Source organism: Natronorubrum marinum, from assembly GCF_052040125.1.
In the GTDB taxonomy this organism is placed as follows: domain Archaea; phylum Halobacteriota; class Halobacteria; order Halobacteriales; family Natrialbaceae; genus Natronorubrum.
In genome coordinates, this window is sequence record NZ_JBPPFV010000001.1 from 688,829 (window position 1) to 706,180 (window position 17,352).

Sequence of the window (17,352 nt, forward strand, 5' to 3'; positions counted from 1 at the left end):
AACCGCCGTTCGCGGCGGCAACTGGGCATATGATCAGGGGTAAAACAAACCACAATAAATTATATTTATAGTGCTCCCGTTCGACACACGGTTAGGGAGACAATACCATGGCAGGTGTAATCTGGATCGTGGCACTGGTGCTGACGACGTTTACCGTCGCGTACATCGGGTACGGTCGGTACCTCTCACAGTTCGTGGGATTAGACGACAGTCGGGAGACGCCAGCACACAAGTACCAAGACGGACAGGAGTACGTACCGGCGAAGAAACCGGTGCTACTGGGGCATCACTATTCGAGTATCGCGGGCGGCGCACCCGTCGTCGGGCCGATCACGGCCGCACTGGTCTGGGGCTGGGTGCCGGCCGTGCTGTGGGTCGCGATCGGGAACCCGCTGATGGGCGCGGTTCACGACTTCATCTCGCTGTCGAGCAGCCTTCGACACGAGGGGAAGTCGATCGGCTACATCATCGGCGAGTACGTCGGTGAACGGGGCAAGAACATGCTCCTGTGGTTCGCGTTCTTGCTGACGATCCTCGTCGTGGCGGTGTTCGCACTCGTCATCGGGGTCGTGCTGAACGCGTATCCGTCGGCGGCGACCGCGAGCTTGCTGTACATCACGCTCGCGTTCGTCTTCGGGTTGTGGCTGTACCAGCTGGGACTGCCGTTCTCCGTTGGGACGGTCGTCTTCGTCGCGGGCGTCTTCGCGTCGGTCTGGGTCGGCATCCAGTACCCGCTCGCGCTCGTCCCCGGCGAGTATCCCGAGGGAACGATCGTTCTGCTCGAGTCGGCGCTGTTCTTCCCGGAACTGCTCGGCAGCACGAACATCGGCGCGTGGGTGCTGGTAATCCTCCTGTACGGGGCCGCTGCGAGCATCCTGCCGGTGTGGATGTTGTTGCAGCCGCGCGACTACCTCTCGTCGTTCCTCCTGTACACGGGGGTCGGCGGGAGCCTGCTGGCGGTCATCGTCGGGACGTTCATCACCGGAATGGGGACCGACGCGGTCCACCCCGACACCGGGAATCAACTGAGTTTCGACATCGCGACCGGGGCCTGGTACGGCTTCCTCGGTCAGAGCGGGCCGCTCGCGGAAGCGCTTCCGCTCATGCCGTTGTTCCCGCTCCTGTTCCTCACCATCGCGTGCGGAACCATCAGCGGCTTCCACTCGCTGGTGTCCTCGGGAACGACGTCGAAGCAATTGAACAAGGAAACCGACGCCAAGCTAATCGGCTACGGCGGGATGCTTGCTGAGGGACTGCTCGCGGCAGTCGCCCTCTGTGCGGTGACGATCGTCGCGATTCCCGCGGCGAGTGGCGGGATCGGGCTCGCGTTGCCGAACTTCGCGACCGGCGGCGGGGCGATGCTCACCGCGCTCGGCATTCCGTTCGAGTACGCCGCGCCGTTCATGGCGCTCGTGCTCGCGAGTTTCCTGCTGACGAGCATGGACACGGCCGTGCGACTGGGCCGGTACATGTTAGAGGAGATCGTCGGTACGCCGGAGACGCCCGTCGAAGAGTACGCGGCGAACCGCTACGTCAACACGACGGTCATCGCTGTCGCGGCGTTCTTCCTGCTCGGTAGCGGTCGATGGGAGGATCTCTGGACGCTCTTCGGCGGTGCGAACCAGCTGCTGGCGTCGCTGGCGCTGCTATCCGGTACCGTCTGGCTGGCCAACTGGAGTAAATCCAAGCAGCTGATTTCGACCGGCGGTCCGATGGTGTTGATGGGCTTCATCACGGTTATCGGTCTCAGCTGGGTCGGACTCTATCAGATCCTCGGGGGTCGGCTGCTCGGTATCACCGCCGACGCAGAGACGGGACTGATCGGGCAGGTGTCGGCGGTCGCCCAACTCGTGATCATCGTCGTCCTCATCTACCTCGCGCTGTCGTTGTTCAAGATCGGCTACGACAACATGCAGACGGCTCGAGAGACCGGTGACGGCGTTGCAGCCGACGTGAGTTCGGACGACTGATCGCGACTCGGCGTCGCGATTTCGATTGCGACTTTGCTTTTTTGACTCGAGTCAGAGCGACTGCGAACGCTCGTCGCGCGGGTTCGAAGCAACACAGACGACTCGCCGTGTCGGCCGCGGCTACAGCTGTAACCGTCGTGAGATCAGATCGAGAATACCGGGCTCCTCGCGCTCGATCGGGTCCCAGAGCCGGAAGGCCGTCGCGACGTCGGCGTTCTCGCTCGCGGACAGCGCCTCGCTCTCGGGGGAGACGACGGCCAGGTTGATCTCGTAGTGGCCGTGGTAGCCGTACCTCAGCAGCGTTCGGCCGTCGAATCCCTTGACGCGGTCGCGGATCTCGTCGGGGATCGAGGGCGCAACCGCGACAAACGTAAAGTCCGTCGAGAAGTGTTCCTCGTCGGGATCGATCCACTCGTCGGCCAGCCGCTCGCCCAGATCGACGAACCGGTCGAGCGTCCGGTCGTCGACGCGGTCGACCCGCCTGACGAACAGGTGTTCGGTGGACTCGTGTTCGGCCAGCGACAGCGCGGGGTGGAGGAAGTGTTTCTTGCTCGAGAGCGCCATCTGTCCGTACAGCGTGAACGTCTCGCCCTCGACCGTGTAGTCCTTCTCGAGGTCGTAGTTGTGCATGAGTCGGTCGCTCACCCGATCGACGTACTCGTCGTCCCAGTCAGGGACGCCCTCGAGCGTCTCGTTCGGGGGCGTTTCGGCGTCCGAACTCGACGGTTCGGTCTCGAGTGGCTCTCCGGCGGTCTCGCCGTCGTCGGGGCCGCGCGTGTGATCACTCATATCGGTCACCGGTTCGATCGTTCAGAGGGTGCCAGCCGAGGGATGGCGACTCGGCGCGTGGCCGGTCCATGTGGCTCGATGGCACGACGACTCCAAAAGTCCGTCGGCACCGCTCTGCGGGTTGGCGCCTCCGTGACAGTACTTAAGACTCCGCACCGCCAATATGGACCACTATGGCCAAAGACCGCGAAGCGTGCGGCCGCTGTTCGATGTCGGTCGCCACCGAGGTCGCGAACGCAAACCGGTCCGCCGAGGAGCGGGCCGACCGCGATCCGTACGGCGAGCACCGAATCGAAGTCGACGACGACCAGTTACGAACGTTCTCGCCGAGCGCCTGGCTTTCGGGCGTCTCGAGTCGGCTCGACGACGCAGCACAGCGGTTGATCTGGCGGCAGTAAGCGCGGGACGGCGTTGACCGACGATAGCAGTGCTCCCTTCTAGTAGTCCATTTTACCTTCACCGTGTACGGCATATCTCTGATTCTCTTGCTGAAGTAACAATCGAGGACTCGTATTACAGCCGCACTCGAGCCATATTGGGGGCCGGAATCAACCGTACGATGAACTACTTGACGGAGCAACTCTACCCGCAAAGGGTCTCGTATAGGGATACGTTCGGAAATTAGCGTTCTGTAATATACTGTGTTCCGTGGAAGGAATATGATGGATTCCGGGTCACAATCGTTTTTACAGTTGTTTACGTACTCTTCCCAAGAGGCACGTTAACATGAAACACCACCGGCGGGACTCACCGATTGGGGATGTTTCGTATCTAACCCGGTCCGAACATCGCGTCCCGACGCTCGTCGCGCTAACCGAACGACCACGGAGTCGCTCTGAACTCTGTGAGCTGACCGGGGTTTCGTCGTCGACCATCCGACGGACGCTAGCCGAATTTGAAGACCGAAGCTGGATCCGTAAAGAGGGATACCAGTTCGAGGCGACGAGTCTGGGTGTGAGTATCGCCTCCGGAACGGAGGACCTGCTCGAACGAGTCGAAGCCGAGCGGAAGTTACGTGACGTTTGGCACTGGCTTCCGGATGATGTTATCGAATTCACGATCGAGACGAGTTCAGAGACGACGGTGACTGTCGCCGACCACGATGCGCCGTACCGTCCGGTTGGACGATTCAGATCGCTGCTCCAGAAGGCCGATCAGTTTCGGTTCCTCGGGGTCGATCTCGCCTTGCTCGAGCCCTGTCGGGAGGAATTCCGTCGGCGGATCCTGAACGGAATGCGGGCTGAAATTATTAATCCACCGAACGCTGCCAGGTACGTCCTCTCGACGTATCCCGAACTCTGCGCTGACATCCTCGAAAGCGGCAATCTGAATCCACTCGTCCACGATGATGTGCCCTCCTACGGGCTCAGTTTCTTCGACGATCGAATCGCTGTGAATGACTACGATCCCGACAGAGCAGGAGTGGAGGTGGTAATCGACACCGATGCACCGGCGGCACGTGAGTGGGCGAGATCGGTGTACACTACATATAAGGCCGAGGCCCGACCGCTCGAACACCAACGAATCCTCGGGTAACGATTCACCGGCGTGAATGTGGACTCCGTTTCTGACCGCTCGTTGCTCCGCTATTTCGGGCTACTGACCGAACTAGTTGAAAAAGGCGGATCTACGTCACACCCGTTTCTGAACTGCAGCCGTTGACGCTTCTTCAAGGGCTGAAAATACAGCTGTGCCTGCCGAAATGGCACGAAATGGCTACAACAATCTCCAGTCCGTAGTCTCGTTTGCAGAGGGGCGATAAAATCATGACAACTGAGCAAGTCACCCACGGGATAGACCTCGAAACACTCGAGGAGTTCGCCGAACACGCAGCTGAACGGCCTGACGCAGTCCAACTCGGCCTTGGAGCCTCCGCGACCTACGAAGGGACGTGCGCCCACAGCTTGGCGAAGATCGATAGCTACGAACTCGGAGGCGAAACGATCGCACGCGAGACGCGCGAGTACACCCTTCCCTACGGCGGTTGGAAGGAGGTGCTGGACGCTGGTGGATGGGTCAGTGCGACGGATCGGATGGAACCGATCGAAGTCGCGCTGTCGGCGCTGGCCGCCTGCATCAACGTCGGTATCACCATCAATGCCGTCGCTAACGGCGTCGACATCGAGCAACTCCAGACTCGCGTACGGACCGAGTTCGATCCAGCGGTCCTCTTCGGTCTCGAGGAGCTCAAAGAGTCCGACTCGGTCTTCGAAAACGTGACCGCGGAGATCGAGATCGACGGTGAAGACCTCGACAATGATCTCGTCGACGAGTGGGCGCGACGAGCACCAGTCTACACGTTCGTTTCGCTCGTTCAGGACGTCAACATGACCATCAATACGCCTGTTGAGGTAACGGGCGACGACTAACAGGTGTTCAGTAATGAGTAAATCACTCGATACGGATAAACTCGAGCGCGAGGTCAAGTCGATGTACCGTGACGTCGCGGAGTCCGCCGATGCGGAGTTCCACTTCGAGACGGGCCAACACCTCGCCGAACGCCTCGGCTACGATTCGGAGACCCTCACTTACGTTCCCGACGAGGCGATCGACTCGTTCGCAGGCGTCGGCTACGCCTTCGAGATGGCGGCTCTCGAACCACGGGAGGACGTACTCGATCTCGGCAGCGGATCCGGGATGGACGCCTTCTATGCCGCGATGAACGTCACCGAGACCGGATCGGTGACCGGTGTGGACATGACGCCTCAGCAAATCGAGAAGGCCACCGATCTCGCCGCGGACAACGGCTTCCACAATGTCAGCTTCCGCCAGGGCTACATCGAAGACCTCCCGTTCGAGGACGAATCGTTCGACGCCGTGATCTCGAACGGCGTGATCAATCTCTCGGCGGAAAAAGACCGAGTGTTCGAGGAAGTCTACCGCGTGCTGCGGCCGAACGGGCGCCTCGCACTGTCGGACATCATCAGCGAACGGCAGTTGCCCGAGAGCATCAAGACCGACGCGGACCTCTGGGCAGCCTGTATCGGTGGTGCCGAACAGGTCGATAGCTACACGTCGTTCATCGAAACTGCCGGCTTCGACCGCATGGAGGTTCGGGAGAACACCGAGTACGAGTTCATCTCCGACCAGGCGATGAACGCGTGTCAGACGTACGGTGTCAAGAGCATCTCCCTGTGTGCTCGTAAACACTAACACAAACATGATGGGAACGAGGGAGAGACACCAACTCTACACCAGCGTTGGGACAGCTCGATACCACAATTATTGCTTTCGGCATGGGCAGTACAGTATGTTCCCAGAACGCATCGAGACGGATCGACTCGATCTCGAGCGATTTTCGCACGACTCCGTCGATGTATTCGGTCTCCACGAACTCTACGCCGACGGAGACGAGACGGACAAATAGGTCTCCTGTACTGAACGCGATTTTCACGGTCAACCCTGAACAACGAATCTGTACTTCCACCTCCTAATCGACGACGCCGTCAGTTCGTCGTGATGACTTCGATCACGTCCCGCGACTCGACCTCGTAATCTTTCCCGAGCTGTCGGTTCGACCGGCAATCGATCGCGTGGAGGAAGCCGTCGCCGATATCGGAGTGGAGGCTGTACGCGAAGTCCTCCGCGGTCGAGTTCGGCGGGATCAGATAACAGTCGGGGAGCACCTCGCCGCGTTCGTTTCCGAGGCCGTTCGCGCCGCCGGGGAACACCGGCGTCACCTCGAGGACGTCGAACAGTGCGGTCTCGATGGCCGCCTGCACGCCGCTCGCGCCGTACGCGGAGAGGAAGTCGCGGATCTGCTCTAACCCCTGTTCTTGCTCGTCCGAGATGTCTCCGACGATATCGAAGTCCTCGTCGCCGGGTCGGTAATCGACGACGCCGGCCTTGTCTGCCGACTTCAGGGCCTTCTCGGCGTGGGCGCTACAGGGAACGATCGTCAGGTGTTCGTACTCCGGATCGCTCGTGATCTCCTCGTAGTTGTCCTGGGCTTCGGGCGTGTCCATCTTGTTCGCCGCGATGACCATCGGTTTGGTCTCCTTGCGGATCTCGCGGGCCAACTCGAGTTTGTCGTCGTCCTCCCACTCCTCGGGCTCGAAGCCGACGTCCGTACGTCGGATGAGTCGCTTGATCTCGTCCTCGTTGGTCTTGAACGCGCTCATCTGGACGGCGAGTTCCTCCTCGATGGCGTCGTCTTCGGTCGTGTAGCCGGAGGCGTAGCGGTCGATCCCCTTCTCGAGAACGCCGAGATACCACTGGTCGAGTTCCTCCTCCAAGAAAGCGATATCCTTGCGCGGGTCGTGGCCCTCGGTGGGTTCGCCCTCGAGGTCGGTCTCGCCGGAGAAGTCGACGACGTGGACGAGTACGTCGGTTTCGTTCAAGTCCGAGAGGAACTGGTTCCCGAGACCGTTGCCCTCGTGAGCGCCGGGGATCAGCCCGGCGACGTCGACGAGTTTCGTCGGGACGAAGCGGGTGCCGTGGTCGCAGTAGCCGACGTTCGGGGTACACTCCTCGTCGAACTCGGGAGCCGCACACTCGACGCGGACGTAGGCCTCGCCCACGCTGGGGTCGATGGTCGTGAAGGGGTAGGCGCCTTCGGGGACGTCGTTCATCGTCGCCGCATTGAAGAAGGAGGACTTGCCGACGGAGGGTTTGCCGACGAGTCCGATCCGGTAACTCGTACTCATTGTCCGTCCCACGAGCGGGGTCACTAAACGGGTTTCCTTCCGCTCTCGCCGTGTGATGGGTGTGCGTAGCACGGAACTGGGTTGGTCGCGCATCGTTCGAGACCGTCGCTCCCCGGCGCCGCCGTCGCATTGTTTGGTACTCTCCGTACTGCCGTGTCCCCGGTATTCGGTCAGAGCCGTTCTCGTCTCCAGTGCTCGGTTAGAGCCGCTCGCTCCCGTCCGTCTCTCGGATGCGCCACCAGTGGACCAACAGTCCGACGCCGGTGACGAAGAGTCCGAGACTCAGCAGGTCGATTGCTGTGGCCACGGCGCCACTGAAGGCGGTGACGACCTGAAGAAGACTCCACGCGAGCCACATGAGCGCGCCACCGCTGGCCAGAGACAGTTCTCGTCGGGTAATCCGCTCGCGGTCGTATCGGTACAGTGCGACGCCGATCGCAACGATCCAGGCTGTTACGAAGACAGCACCGAGCGTCGCACTCGAGAGTCCGAGCGTCTCGGGAATGCTCATTAGTCTCGGTTCGACAACGTATCGACACGTGTTGAAGATGTCGGTGGCGGTGAACGACGGAGACGGTGTCGTTCCCGCGGACTCCCTGTCGGCGTCCCCCAACCGTGGTACCACGACCCTCGCAACCCTTATCCGGGGACCGTCCCTACGTTTGGTTGTAATGGCAAACGGTAAGGTTGATTTCTTCAACGACACAGGCGGCTACGGTTTCATTGAGACGGACGATGCGGACGATGACGTTTTCTTCCACATGGAAGACGTTGGCGGTCCGGACCTCGAGGAAGGCACAGAGATCGAATTCGATATCGAACAGGCCCCCAAGGGTCCGCGCGCGACGAACGTCGAGCGTCTATAATATCGGTTTCACGTCGCCATAGGCGACGTTGACTACTATATCATTTTTCGCACCGCTACACTCCAGCCACTGGTGACTCCGGCGCTCGAGTCGTGCCCGGTGGTCAGCACCGGCTGCGAGAGTCGGACGCGCGGCGGTCGTCCTCGACGCCGAAATCAGTATCCCTATCACGAATCGGTACTGACGGGAGTCCATGAAAGTCGGCGCACACGTCTCGATCTCCGGCTCGCGCGTCTCGTCCGACGACGAAACACCGCCGTACGACGACATGCGGAACGCGGTTCACCGACAGCTCGCCTTCGGCGGCAACTGCGGCCAGGTCTTTACGACCTCCCCGCAGGTCTGGGCCCAGCCCGAACTCAGCGACGAGGCCGCCGAAGGATTTCGAGAAGAGACCGACGAACAACTCGAGGGGCCGTGGGTGATCCACTCGTCGTACCTGGTCAACCTCTGTACGCCCAAAGACGATCTCCGACGGAAGTCCAAGGAGAGCATGCAGGCTGAGCTCGACGCGGCCGAGCGCCTCGACATTCCGTACGTCAACGTCCACCTCGGCGCGCACACCGGAGCCGGCGTCGAGGGCGGCCTCGACAACGCGGCGAGTCTGATCGACGAACTCGACGTGCCAGAGGGCGTCGAGATCCTCATCGAGTCCGACGCGGGCAGCGGGACGAAACTCGGCGGCGAGTTCGAACACCTCGCGGGGATCATCGACCGCACCGAGACCGAGATCGGCATCTGTATCGACACTGCCCACACGCTGGTCGCGGGCAACGATCTGACGACACCCGAAGCGGTCGACGAAACCGTGGGACGGTTCGACGACGAGGTCGGCCTCGAGTACCTGAAGTACATCCACCTCAACGACTCGAAACACGACGTCGGCACCCACAAGGACGAACACGCCCACGTCGGCGAGGGCTACATCGGCGAGGACGGGATGCGGGCGATCGTGAACCACCCGGATCTGCGTGAGCTGCCCTTTGCGCTCGAGACGCCGACCGAGGACGGCCGCGGCTTCGCGTGGAACATCGAGAAGGTGAAAGAGCTGCGAGATTCGGAGTGAGCGCGGTTCGGAGCGAGCACTGCGAGCGAGAACCGCGAAAACGCGAACGGCGTGAGCCGTGAGCCGTGAGCGGGGAGCGAAGCGAACGAGAATCTCGGTATGGTGAGCGGGGAGCGAAGTGAGCCGTGAGCTAAGCGACTCGGAGTGAGCGGCGGAGCCGCGAACTGCGAGCCACGTAAGCGTCTCGAGATTCGAATACATCTCCTATCGCCGGGTTACGATGCATCTGACGGAAGTATAGCGAGATACGTGCCCGCGAATACGACACCGAGAAGCGGCGGTACGATCGTTCCGACGAGGATGGGCGCCGAGATCTCGATCCCGCCGTAAAGATCCACTACCGTAATCGCAGTCAGTACCGGTGCGACGAGCGCGGCGAACACGAGTAACGCGCCGGCGAACACGTACCCCCACCGCCGCTCCCGCCAGAGCCAGCGGGCGCTGATGGCGAGGGCGGGGACGAGAACGCCGAGATCGACGACGTACGTGTATGCGGCTTCGGCGCCGAGTTGCTCGATCGCCGACGGAAGCGTCCCCGCACCGAGAGCGGGAAGGATGTCCGACAGCCACATGGCGGCGAGTCCGACCGCGGCGATCGCGAGGAAGCCCGCGTAGACGCGTACCGGCAGCGCACCACGTGCTGCCTCGCCGAGTGCGGCCGCGTCAGTTCTGGCGGAGCCGCTGATCAGCGTAAACGTCGAGAGGGCGAAGAGCGCGACGTAGCCGAGGAAGAACTCGTTGTACGCGACGACGAACGCGTAATGCGTCCACATGTACGTCATGAACGCGAGCGAGCCGAGCCACGCGACGCGACCACGTACCGACCCGCGCGTCGCGTACAGTAGGCTGATCGCGAGCACGGGAACGCCGATTACGAGGACGACGGCGTCCTGTGCGTGTATTCGCAGCAGTTCCCCTGCGGGCTCGGCGTAGTGACCGTCCCGAAACAACCCGAGAAGGCACGACGTGCTCGCGAGCGCGAGGATCGCTACCGAGGATGCAACCTCCCAACGGTTCGGTGAGGCGTTCATACGAGATCACTATCGAGCGAAATACGCGCCGAAGAGCAGCGGTGCGACGAGTAACGTCAGCGGGACGACGATCCAGACCTGCCCGCCGAACACGTCGTACTGCGCGACGGTCTCGCTGACCGGAACACCCTCGAGGTAGCCGACGAGGAACTCGAAGCCGACCGTCAACACGACCCAGATCATTCCGACGAGCAGTCGTTCCGTTCGAGTGTAGTCGATCGCCGTGTACGCGAAGTAGCCGGCCGAAACGGCGAGAATCGCGACGACCAGAAGGGCCGTGCTGAGTAGATGACCGGAATACTCTCCGACCCGCGGGATGATTACCGTCTCCCTGAAGATTCCGTTAATGACGGCAAGAACGGCCATCACTATCCAGAGGCCAAGCGGGTAGACGATAGCTGTCGGCTCTACGGAGTGGCGCTGTGCGGCCGGCGTCTGGCTCGGCGAACCCATCTCTCCCGCGACTACGCCGAGACACCTGAAAAATCGACGGGGGTCCGTCGTCGAACCTGACGTGTTGGATCGAACTGCGCCACTCGAGCGAGTGGAGCGAACGAGTGCAGTGCCGTTGCGGGCGGCGAGGGGCACGACCCGTGGCCGCTCGCGTTCGCGGTCGGTATCGCGTTCGCGACTGTCAGGGGAAGGTATAGGATTCGCCGTCACTAACGGTCGAATATGAGCTCTCCTGGTAGGACGCCCACACTCGGTATTGGACTCGGAATCGCCCTCGTTGCCCTGGGTATTGGTGCCTACGTGCTTTCGGACTTCGCGAGCGTCACGGCGCTTATTCCGGCCGTCTTCGGCGTTGCCATCGCGCTGCTTGGCGTCGTCGGTTGGCAAACGGATCGCCAACGGCTCGCCATCTACGGCATCGGCGCGCTTGCACTGCTCGGCGTGTTGGGGTCCGCCCGCGGGATCCCGGACGTGATCGCGCTGCTGACCGGCGGATCGGTCGAGTCGACCGTCGCTGCGGTCGCACAGGGGTCGATGATCCTCATCGGACTCGTTCTGCTCGTTGCCGTGGCTCGAGACCTGTGGAGCGATTCTCGATAACTAATCTGCGGCAGCGTCGGCCAGAACCGCGAATCGACCCGCTTTTACTCGGCCCGTTCGTCCCTCGAATCGTGCGCGAGTTCTCCGAATCTTACCTCGAGCGGACCCGCGAGGGGATGTGGGACGATAGCCGCGAGGCCCTCGAGCCGCTCGCCCTCGAAACCCGGTCCCGAATCCTCGACGTCGGCTGCGGTACCGGCGAACTGAGCCGCGTCCTGCGCGAGGAGGCCGGCGACGACGCCACGGTGGTCGGCTGCGACGCGGATCTCGATCTCCTCGCGGCCGCCGCCGATCGCGATTCGACCGGCGACTCGATCCCGTTCGTCGGTGGCGACGCTCTCCAGCTACCGTTTCCCGACGACACCTTCGATCTCGTGGTCTGTCAGGCCCTGCTGATCAACTTGCCCGATCCCGCCGCCGCGCTCGAGGAGTTCGCCCGCGTCTCTACGGACCTCGTCGCGGCCGTCGAACCCGACAACGCCGCCGTCGAGATCGACTCGAGCGTCGAGAGCGAGGACCGACTCGAGCGCCGGGCCCGACGGGCCTACCTCGCGGGCGTCCCGACCGACGTCGCGCTCGGCGCCGACGCTCGCGAGGTGTTCGAGGCGGCGGGCCTCGAGGTGTGTGAGACCCGGCAGTACGATCACGTCCGAACGGTCGAACCGCCCTATAGCGAGGGGGCGCTGCTCGCGGCCCGACGGAAGGCGATCGGGGCGGGGCTGGCCGACGACCGCGAGACGATGCTCTCGGGGGCGTTGACCGAGTCGGGGTACGACGACCTCCGAAGCGCGTGGCGGGAGATGGGCCGAGACGTGATCGAACAGATGGAGTCGCGGGAGTACCGTCGCGAGGAGGCAGTTCCCTTTTTCGTCGTCGTCGGCCGCACGTAGCCCGACGAATCCAGTCAGTCTCAGTCGTGCCCAGCGTCGGCCGTGCGTAGCCCAACGAGCGAGACGAGGACGCCGGCGAACCCGATCGTGACGAGCAGTACGCCGGTGACGATGTCGACGACCGAAAGCAGTGCGAGCACCGACCCCGTCATCACGAGGGCGAGATTGGCGATCGTCGCAGTACGCGGTGAACGGATCCGGTCGGCGAGTGACGGCGCGCTCATACCGCCGTCACTGGACCCGACGGATATAGCCGTTCTCCTCGAGGCTCGAGGCGGGTGAGGTGCTCTCGAGTCGCCGTTTCGGGGAAAATTGACCGATTCCGTCGAACTGTGCCGTCGGGTTACATGTAGTCGGGCGACCAACGCCTCGGTATGGCAGCGATTGAACTCGAGGGCCTCACGAAGGACTACGGGGAGGTACTCGCCAACGACGACGTGACGTTTGCCGTCGAGCGCGGCGAGATCTTCGGTTATCTCGGCCCCAACGGGGCCGGAAAGACGACGACGATTCGGACGCTGCTCGGGCTCCTCTCGCCGACCGACGGCTCGGCCCGGCTGCTCGGCTACGATGTCACCAACGAGGACGAACTCATCGAGGCCAAACGCCGACTCGGCTACCTCCCCGACAGTCCCGCCTTCGACGAGACGGCAACGGGCCGGGAAATCCTCGAGTTACACGCCTCGATCAAAGGCGACGAGCGCAGCGACGAACTGCTCGAACTGTTCGATCCGCCGCTCGATCGCCCGGTTCGGGACTACTCCCACGGCAACGTCCGAAAGCTCGGGCTCGTGACGACGTTCATGCACGAACCGGAGCTGGTGATTTTGGACGAGCCGACGGGCGGGCTCGACCCGCTGATGCAACACCGGTTCGCCGAGTTCCTCCGCGACGAGCGAGAACGGGGCGTGACGGTGTTTTTCTCCTCGCACATCCTCGGCGAAGTCCGTCGGCTCTGCGATCGAGTGGGGATCATCCGCAACGGTCGGCTCGTCACGGTCGAACCCGTCGAATCCTTGCTCGACCGCAGCGGAAAAGTGGTCCGGCTGCGCGCCGCCGATCCGATTCCGACCGAACGCATCGCGATCGACGGCGTCCACGACCTCGAGGCGACGCTGGACCGCGGCTCGGGCTCGAGTACGGAATCCGCTCGTGACGACTCGCAATCGGCGTTTACGGAGTGTACGTTCACGTTCACCGGCGACGTCAACGCGCTGCTCGAGCGCCTGCGGGAGTACCCCCTGCTCGATCTGTCGATCGAGGAAGCGCCGCTCGAGGACGTCTTCATGCGATTTTACGGCGGTGAGGTGGACGAGGAAGAGAGCACCGCGGCCGGTCGCCAGGGGACCCCCACGGAGGTGACCGACGATGTTTGAACTCACCCGCTACGACGGTCGCCACCGCCTGAAGGGCAGCGTCTACCTCTCGATCGCGATGTCGCTGCTGGCGGTCATCGTGATCTGGATCTACCCTTCGTTCAGCGGCTCCTTCGAGGACGTCGACGAGGAGTTCCTGCAGGCCTACCCCGACCAGATCATCCAGATGTTCAACATTCAGACGATGGCTTCCCTCGAGGGCTTTCTCGCGTTCGAACTCTACGTCTTCGGCTGGATCATCCTGCTCGGGCTCTATCTGTCCTACCTCGCGGCCGGGACGATCGCCGGCGACGTCGAGCGCGGGCGGATGGACATCCTGCTCTCGATGCCGATTTCGCGGGCCCGCACCGTCGGCGAGAAGTTCGCCTCCCTCGCCGTGCCGATCGTCGTCGTCAACGTCCTCACGCCGATCGTCGTCTACGTGACCGCGCTCCTGGTCGGCGAACCGCTCTCGGCGGCCGATCTGGCGGCCGTCCACCTCCTCTCGATTCCGTATCTGTTCGCCTGCGCCGGCATCGGGCTGGTCGCCTCCGTCGTCGTCGACCGAACGAGCATCGCCCAGCGGATCGCCCTCGGCGTCACGTTCGGGCTGTTCATGCTCGAGTCGCTGCTCTCGGGGACCGACTACGAAGCGGTCGGCGCGATCGCGCCGATGCGCTATTTCGATCCGAACGAGATCTTACTCGAGGGGACGTACGACCTCGTCGGTGCCGGCGTCCTGATCGCGATGACCGTCGCGTGTGTCGTCGGCAGCCAGGTCTGGTTCAGGCGACGCGATATTCAGTAGCGGATTCCGCGTTACCGTCGCCGATCACGGACGCCACGTACGTAAACGCGAGTTACGGATCGTCGCGCCGATGCTCCTCGTCGAGTTCTCCGAGTCGATCGAGTTCCCGTTCCGCTGCCGGAGAGCGTCGGTGCTGGGGCGACGTGATCGCCTCGCCGGAGCCCTCGATGCGCTCCTCGGCGTCCTCGACGGCGATCCACTCGCGGAGCCGGGCGATCACTCCTCGAATCATGCTGACACCTTTCGTGTGATCGATTAAAAGTGTAAGCCACGGGACGTGCGTTCGCAGGCCGGTTCCGGCGCCGATCAGACGACGTCGCCGCGCACGGTCACGCCCTCTTGCTCCTCGCGCCAGGCGTGGAGTTCCTTGGCTGCGTCCGCGGCCGCATCCTCGTCCATTCCGAGCATCTCGAGGGCACTCGAGAGCGTCGGCAACGCCAGTTCGCTCTCCCGAAGCTTTCGGAACGCCTCGTCGCTGCGGGTGCCCTCGGCCCAGAGACAGACCCCGCGGGGGTCGAGCAACTGGGTGTAATCCTCGCGCATCGTCGCGCCGCGCAGGCGCTGGGTGACGTTGTCCTCAAAGGGGGCGTTACAGACCTCGAGGTGGATCGGTTCGTCCTGACCGGCGTCGCCCAGCAGGTGGGCGGCGAGACACTTCTCGGGCGCGGCGTGACCGTTCGCGTTCGCTCGGAGAGACTCCGGATGGTCGGCGGCCCAGTCGGCTCGGACCGACTTACCGACGCCGTCGACGGCGAACGTCGCGTCCGGGTCGCCGCCGTCGGCGCTGTCGTCGCGCAGCAGGATGTCCTTCGTCAAATAGATGTCGAGGCGTTCGACGGGATCGAGTCCGAGCGCGACGTCGCCGAAGGCCCAGACCTCTCGCACCGGGACGGGCATTCGCTCCGCTTCGACGGTGTCGACGAGTCGCTCGAGACGGTCGACCGCGTCGCGGCGGTCAAATCCACTCATTACTCGACCTGGGGACTCGAGTCGCAAAACGGTTTCTTCGGCGCTCCGGGGCGCCCGATTCGACGGCGCCACCGCCGACCGTGTCCTCCCCTCCCACACGTGTCAAGAGAGCACCTTTTTTATCAGTTCCCGGCGAACACGAGGGTATGAGACACCGCATCTTCAACGAGGACGGCGACGAAGAACTCGTCTTCGTCATGAGCTGGGGCAACCGCTGGACCCACGAGAACGTCAGCTGGCTCATCGGCACGCTGACCGAGGCCGATTACCGGGTGCACGCGTTCGAACTCCCCACCAACATCGACGACTTCAAAGCCGACTGGCTCGAGCCGATCGCCGAGTACGTCGTCGAGTTCGACGAGCCGTACCAACTGCTGGGCCACAGCGCAGGCGCGCTGGTCGCGCAGGCGTTAGACGGCGCGGAGAACCACGTCTACCTGAGCCCGTGGTGGGGGTACGGTGCGGACTACGCGGAGCCGTTGCTCGATCTCGCCTCGAAACTGCCGACGACGCTCCCGTGTCTCCCGGTCGGCGAGATGGGCCGCGAAGCCCTCGGCGAGCTGGCGACCGACCACCAGATCGCGACGACGCCGGACTGGGTGTCGCCCGCGTTCGTCCGGGAGACCCGTCGCGCACAGGACGAACTGTTGACGATCGACCACGACGCGGTCGTCTTCTGTTCGCTGCGCGATCCCGTCGTCAGCCTCCGCCCCATTGGCGAGCGCGTCCCCGCCGAACACGTCGTCCTCTACGACGGCGGCCACGAACTCTTCTCCTCCGCGAGCCGCGAGCGCCACGTCGACACGCTGCTCGCCGCGCTCGAGGACGGCGCCGACGCCGTCGAAGACGACGAGGATGAAGCGGACGAGGAAGAGCCGGTTCCGGCCTGAGCTACCCGGTTCGGCGCTGTACATGCCGTGGTTCGCCGTCGGTTAGAGCGCATCGACGAGCGCCCGCAGTTGCGGTCCGCCGTTCGCCAACACCGCACAGGGGAGCCCGCGGCGTGCACTTCCGAGCGCGTCAGCGAGAGCAGCGGCGGCGTCCTCGAGAATGCCGGGACCGTGACCGACGAGGATGCGCTGCGGGGCAATTCCCGTAAACGCTGCCGTCGGCGGTGTAAGGCGGGCCAGGAGGTAGACCGCGAGGCGTTCATCGCCGGCGAGATAGACCGGTGCCGTTCCCAGTAAATCCGGCACGTACAGGGTCGCGTCCGACCGGCGGTAGGCGATGGCCTCGCTCCAGCCCGGAACCGGACTCGCCTCGCGGAGCGACAGCCCGGACGTGCCGACCTCGCCGTCGACGGTCTCGAGCGAGACGTCGTCGTCCAATCGGTCGGGGACGCGATCGATCCACTCCGGGACGAAGACGGGAACGTCGAACCGACGGGCGAACGATCCCGCGTCGCGAGTGTGGTAGGCGGAACAGACGAGGATACCCGCAACGTCGCCCCGTGACTCGAGTTCGGCGTCGATTCCGGGAGCATCGAGCGGGTCGACCAGCCAGAGCCGAGCCCGTTCGCCGACGAGCGCGTGACTCGCCCGCAACCCGGTCTCCTCGGGATGTGCGAGCCAGCCGAACCCGCCGTTGGTCTGAGACCGACGAGCCCCGCCTCGCTCAGTCGGCGGGACCCCGTCGAACTCGTCGATCAGCCGACAATTGGTCGGCGGGGACCGATCGTAGATCGTCATATCGAGGCCCTCTCGAGGCCCGTCTAAAGTCGTTTCGGATGACAGGAACGGACGTTTCGACCCTGATATGTCGTGATAGAACACATATCGAAGGGATTATCAACCCGGGTGAGTACTATCGTATCCAATTAGTTTTCGACCGATCACCACGTTCGAGCGGCTGTCCGCGACGCGCGGCCAGTCAACGGACCGCGAATCGTGTCGCAACCACCGTCCGAAGA

The 17,352-nt window shown here is 63.3% G+C and carries 21 protein-coding genes; 12 read left to right on the forward strand and 9 right to left on the reverse strand.

The annotated features are described in order from the left end of the window. Positions 1-107: 107 nt before the first annotated feature. Positions 108-1,970, forward strand: coding sequence for a carbon starvation CstA family protein (locus ACSFC5_RS03500; protein WP_440763870.1), 1,863 nt, complete (start codon positions 108-110; stop codon positions 1,968-1,970). 120 nt (positions 1,971-2,090) lie between these two features. Here the strand turns inward: ACSFC5_RS03500 and ACSFC5_RS03505 are convergent, their stop codons facing one another. Next, on the reverse strand, positions 2,091-2,759 hold the full coding sequence (locus ACSFC5_RS03505; protein WP_440763871.1) for a DUF8052 family protein: 669 nt from the start codon (positions 2,757-2,759) through the stop codon (positions 2,091-2,093). Positions 2,760-2,932: 173 nt separating this feature from the next. Between ACSFC5_RS03505 and ACSFC5_RS03510 the strand changes: the two genes are divergently transcribed. The 4 genes from ACSFC5_RS03510 (at position 2,933) to ACSFC5_RS03525 (ending at position 5,912) form a co-directional block, all read left to right on the forward strand. Next, a complete protein-coding gene (locus ACSFC5_RS03510; protein WP_440763872.1) occupies positions 2,933-3,157 on the forward strand; it encodes a DUF8007 family protein in 225 nt (74 codons plus the stop codon). A gap of 328 nt (positions 3,158-3,485) precedes the next feature. Beyond that, a complete protein-coding gene (locus tag ACSFC5_RS03515; RefSeq protein WP_440763873.1) occupies positions 3,486-4,295 on the forward strand; it encodes a helix-turn-helix transcriptional regulator in 810 nt (269 codons plus the stop codon). 230 nt (positions 4,296-4,525) lie between these two features. Next, the gene (locus tag ACSFC5_RS03520) at positions 4,526-5,128 is read left to right on the forward strand and encodes an OsmC family protein (protein WP_440763874.1); all 603 of its coding nucleotides are present in this window, start codon (positions 4,526-4,528) and stop codon (positions 5,126-5,128) included. A 13-nt stretch (positions 5,129-5,141) separates the two neighbouring features. After that, positions 5,142-5,912, forward strand: a complete 771-nt coding sequence (locus tag ACSFC5_RS03525; RefSeq protein WP_440763875.1) for a methyltransferase domain-containing protein — start codon at positions 5,142-5,144, stop codon at positions 5,910-5,912. Positions 5,913-6,205: 293 nt separating this feature from the next. On the opposite strand, the gene ACSFC5_RS03530 is transcribed toward ACSFC5_RS03525, so the two are convergent. Both ACSFC5_RS03530 and ACSFC5_RS03535 read right to left on the reverse strand, forming a co-directional pair. Continuing rightward, entirely contained in the window at positions 6,206-7,405 is a 1,200-nt protein-coding gene (locus ACSFC5_RS03530) for a redox-regulated ATPase YchF (RefSeq protein ID WP_440763876.1), read from the reverse strand. 199 nt (positions 7,406-7,604) lie between these two features. Then, positions 7,605-7,916 carry a hypothetical protein gene (locus ACSFC5_RS03535; RefSeq protein WP_440763877.1) on the reverse strand — a complete coding sequence of 104 codons (312 nt, stop codon included), beginning with the start codon at positions 7,914-7,916 and terminating at the stop codon, positions 7,605-7,607. Positions 7,917-8,076: 160 nt separating this feature from the next. On the opposite strand from ACSFC5_RS03535, the gene ACSFC5_RS03540 reads away from it, so the two are divergent. Both ACSFC5_RS03540 and ACSFC5_RS03545 read left to right on the forward strand, forming a co-directional pair. Next, positions 8,077-8,271 (forward strand): cold-shock protein, encoded by a 195-nt coding sequence (locus ACSFC5_RS03540; RefSeq protein ID WP_006090124.1) that lies wholly within the window; start codon positions 8,077-8,079, stop codon positions 8,269-8,271. Positions 8,272-8,464: 193 nt separating this feature from the next. Continuing rightward, positions 8,465-9,337: a deoxyribonuclease IV gene (locus ACSFC5_RS03545; RefSeq protein ID WP_440763878.1), complete on the forward strand. Its 873-nt coding sequence runs from the start codon at positions 8,465-8,467 to the stop codon at positions 9,335-9,337. A 215-nt stretch (positions 9,338-9,552) separates the two neighbouring features. On the opposite strand, the gene ACSFC5_RS03550 is transcribed toward ACSFC5_RS03545, so the two are convergent. Together ACSFC5_RS03550 and ACSFC5_RS03555 are read right to left on the reverse strand one after the other, a co-directional pair. Continuing rightward, positions 9,553-10,368 carry a hypothetical protein gene (locus ACSFC5_RS03550; protein WP_440763879.1) on the reverse strand — a complete coding sequence of 272 codons (816 nt, stop codon included), beginning with the start codon at positions 10,366-10,368 and terminating at the stop codon, positions 9,553-9,555. A gap of 9 nt (positions 10,369-10,377) precedes the next feature. Continuing rightward, on the reverse strand, positions 10,378-10,821 hold the full coding sequence (locus ACSFC5_RS03555) for a hypothetical protein (RefSeq protein ID WP_440763880.1): 444 nt from the start codon (positions 10,819-10,821) through the stop codon (positions 10,378-10,380). A gap of 222 nt (positions 10,822-11,043) precedes the next feature. On the opposite strand from ACSFC5_RS03555, the gene ACSFC5_RS03560 reads away from it, so the two are divergent. Both ACSFC5_RS03560 and ACSFC5_RS03565 read left to right on the forward strand, forming a co-directional pair. Further along, on the forward strand, positions 11,044-11,421 hold the full coding sequence (locus tag ACSFC5_RS03560; protein WP_440763881.1) for a hypothetical protein: 378 nt from the start codon (positions 11,044-11,046) through the stop codon (positions 11,419-11,421). 71 nt (positions 11,422-11,492) lie between these two features. Then, complete coding sequence (locus ACSFC5_RS03565) at positions 11,493-12,311, forward strand: class I SAM-dependent methyltransferase (RefSeq protein ID WP_440763882.1); 819 nt, start codon at positions 11,493-11,495, stop codon at positions 12,309-12,311. Positions 12,312-12,331: 20 nt separating this feature from the next. Here ACSFC5_RS03565 and ACSFC5_RS03570 read toward each other — a convergent pair whose 3' ends face one another. After that, complete coding sequence (locus ACSFC5_RS03570) at positions 12,332-12,535, reverse strand: hypothetical protein (protein WP_440763883.1); 204 nt, start codon at positions 12,533-12,535, stop codon at positions 12,332-12,334. 150 nt (positions 12,536-12,685) lie between these two features. Between ACSFC5_RS03570 and ACSFC5_RS03575 the strand changes: the two genes are divergently transcribed. Continuing rightward, positions 12,686-13,687: an ABC transporter ATP-binding protein gene (locus tag ACSFC5_RS03575; RefSeq protein WP_440763884.1), complete on the forward strand. Its 1,002-nt coding sequence runs from the start codon at positions 12,686-12,688 to the stop codon at positions 13,685-13,687. Next, on the forward strand, positions 13,680-14,474 hold the full coding sequence (locus ACSFC5_RS03580) for an ABC transporter permease (protein WP_440763885.1): 795 nt from the start codon (positions 13,680-13,682) through the stop codon (positions 14,472-14,474). Before ACSFC5_RS03575 ends, ACSFC5_RS03580 begins: the two co-directional genes overlap by 8 nt. A 52-nt stretch (positions 14,475-14,526) precedes the next feature. On the opposite strand, the gene ACSFC5_RS03585 is transcribed toward ACSFC5_RS03580, so the two are convergent. Together ACSFC5_RS03585 and ACSFC5_RS03590 are read right to left on the reverse strand one after the other, a co-directional pair. Next, complete coding sequence (locus ACSFC5_RS03585) at positions 14,527-14,706, reverse strand: hypothetical protein (RefSeq protein WP_440763886.1); 180 nt, start codon at positions 14,704-14,706, stop codon at positions 14,527-14,529. A gap of 74 nt (positions 14,707-14,780) precedes the next feature. Beyond that, positions 14,781-15,443 carry a DUF7095 family protein gene (locus ACSFC5_RS03590; protein ID WP_440763887.1) on the reverse strand — a complete coding sequence of 221 codons (663 nt, stop codon included), beginning with the start codon at positions 15,441-15,443 and terminating at the stop codon, positions 14,781-14,783. 146 nt (positions 15,444-15,589) lie between these two features. Here ACSFC5_RS03590 and ACSFC5_RS03595 point away from each other — a divergent pair, with 146 nt between their 5' ends. After that, the gene (locus ACSFC5_RS03595) at positions 15,590-16,333 is read left to right on the forward strand and encodes an alpha/beta fold hydrolase (RefSeq protein WP_440763888.1); all 744 of its coding nucleotides are present in this window, start codon (positions 15,590-15,592) and stop codon (positions 16,331-16,333) included. A 42-nt stretch (positions 16,334-16,375) separates the two neighbouring features. Here the strand turns inward: ACSFC5_RS03595 and ACSFC5_RS03600 are convergent, their stop codons facing one another. Continuing rightward, complete coding sequence (locus ACSFC5_RS03600) at positions 16,376-17,131, reverse strand: hypothetical protein (protein WP_440763889.1); 756 nt, start codon at positions 17,129-17,131, stop codon at positions 16,376-16,378. Positions 17,132-17,352 lie beyond the last annotated feature (221 nt).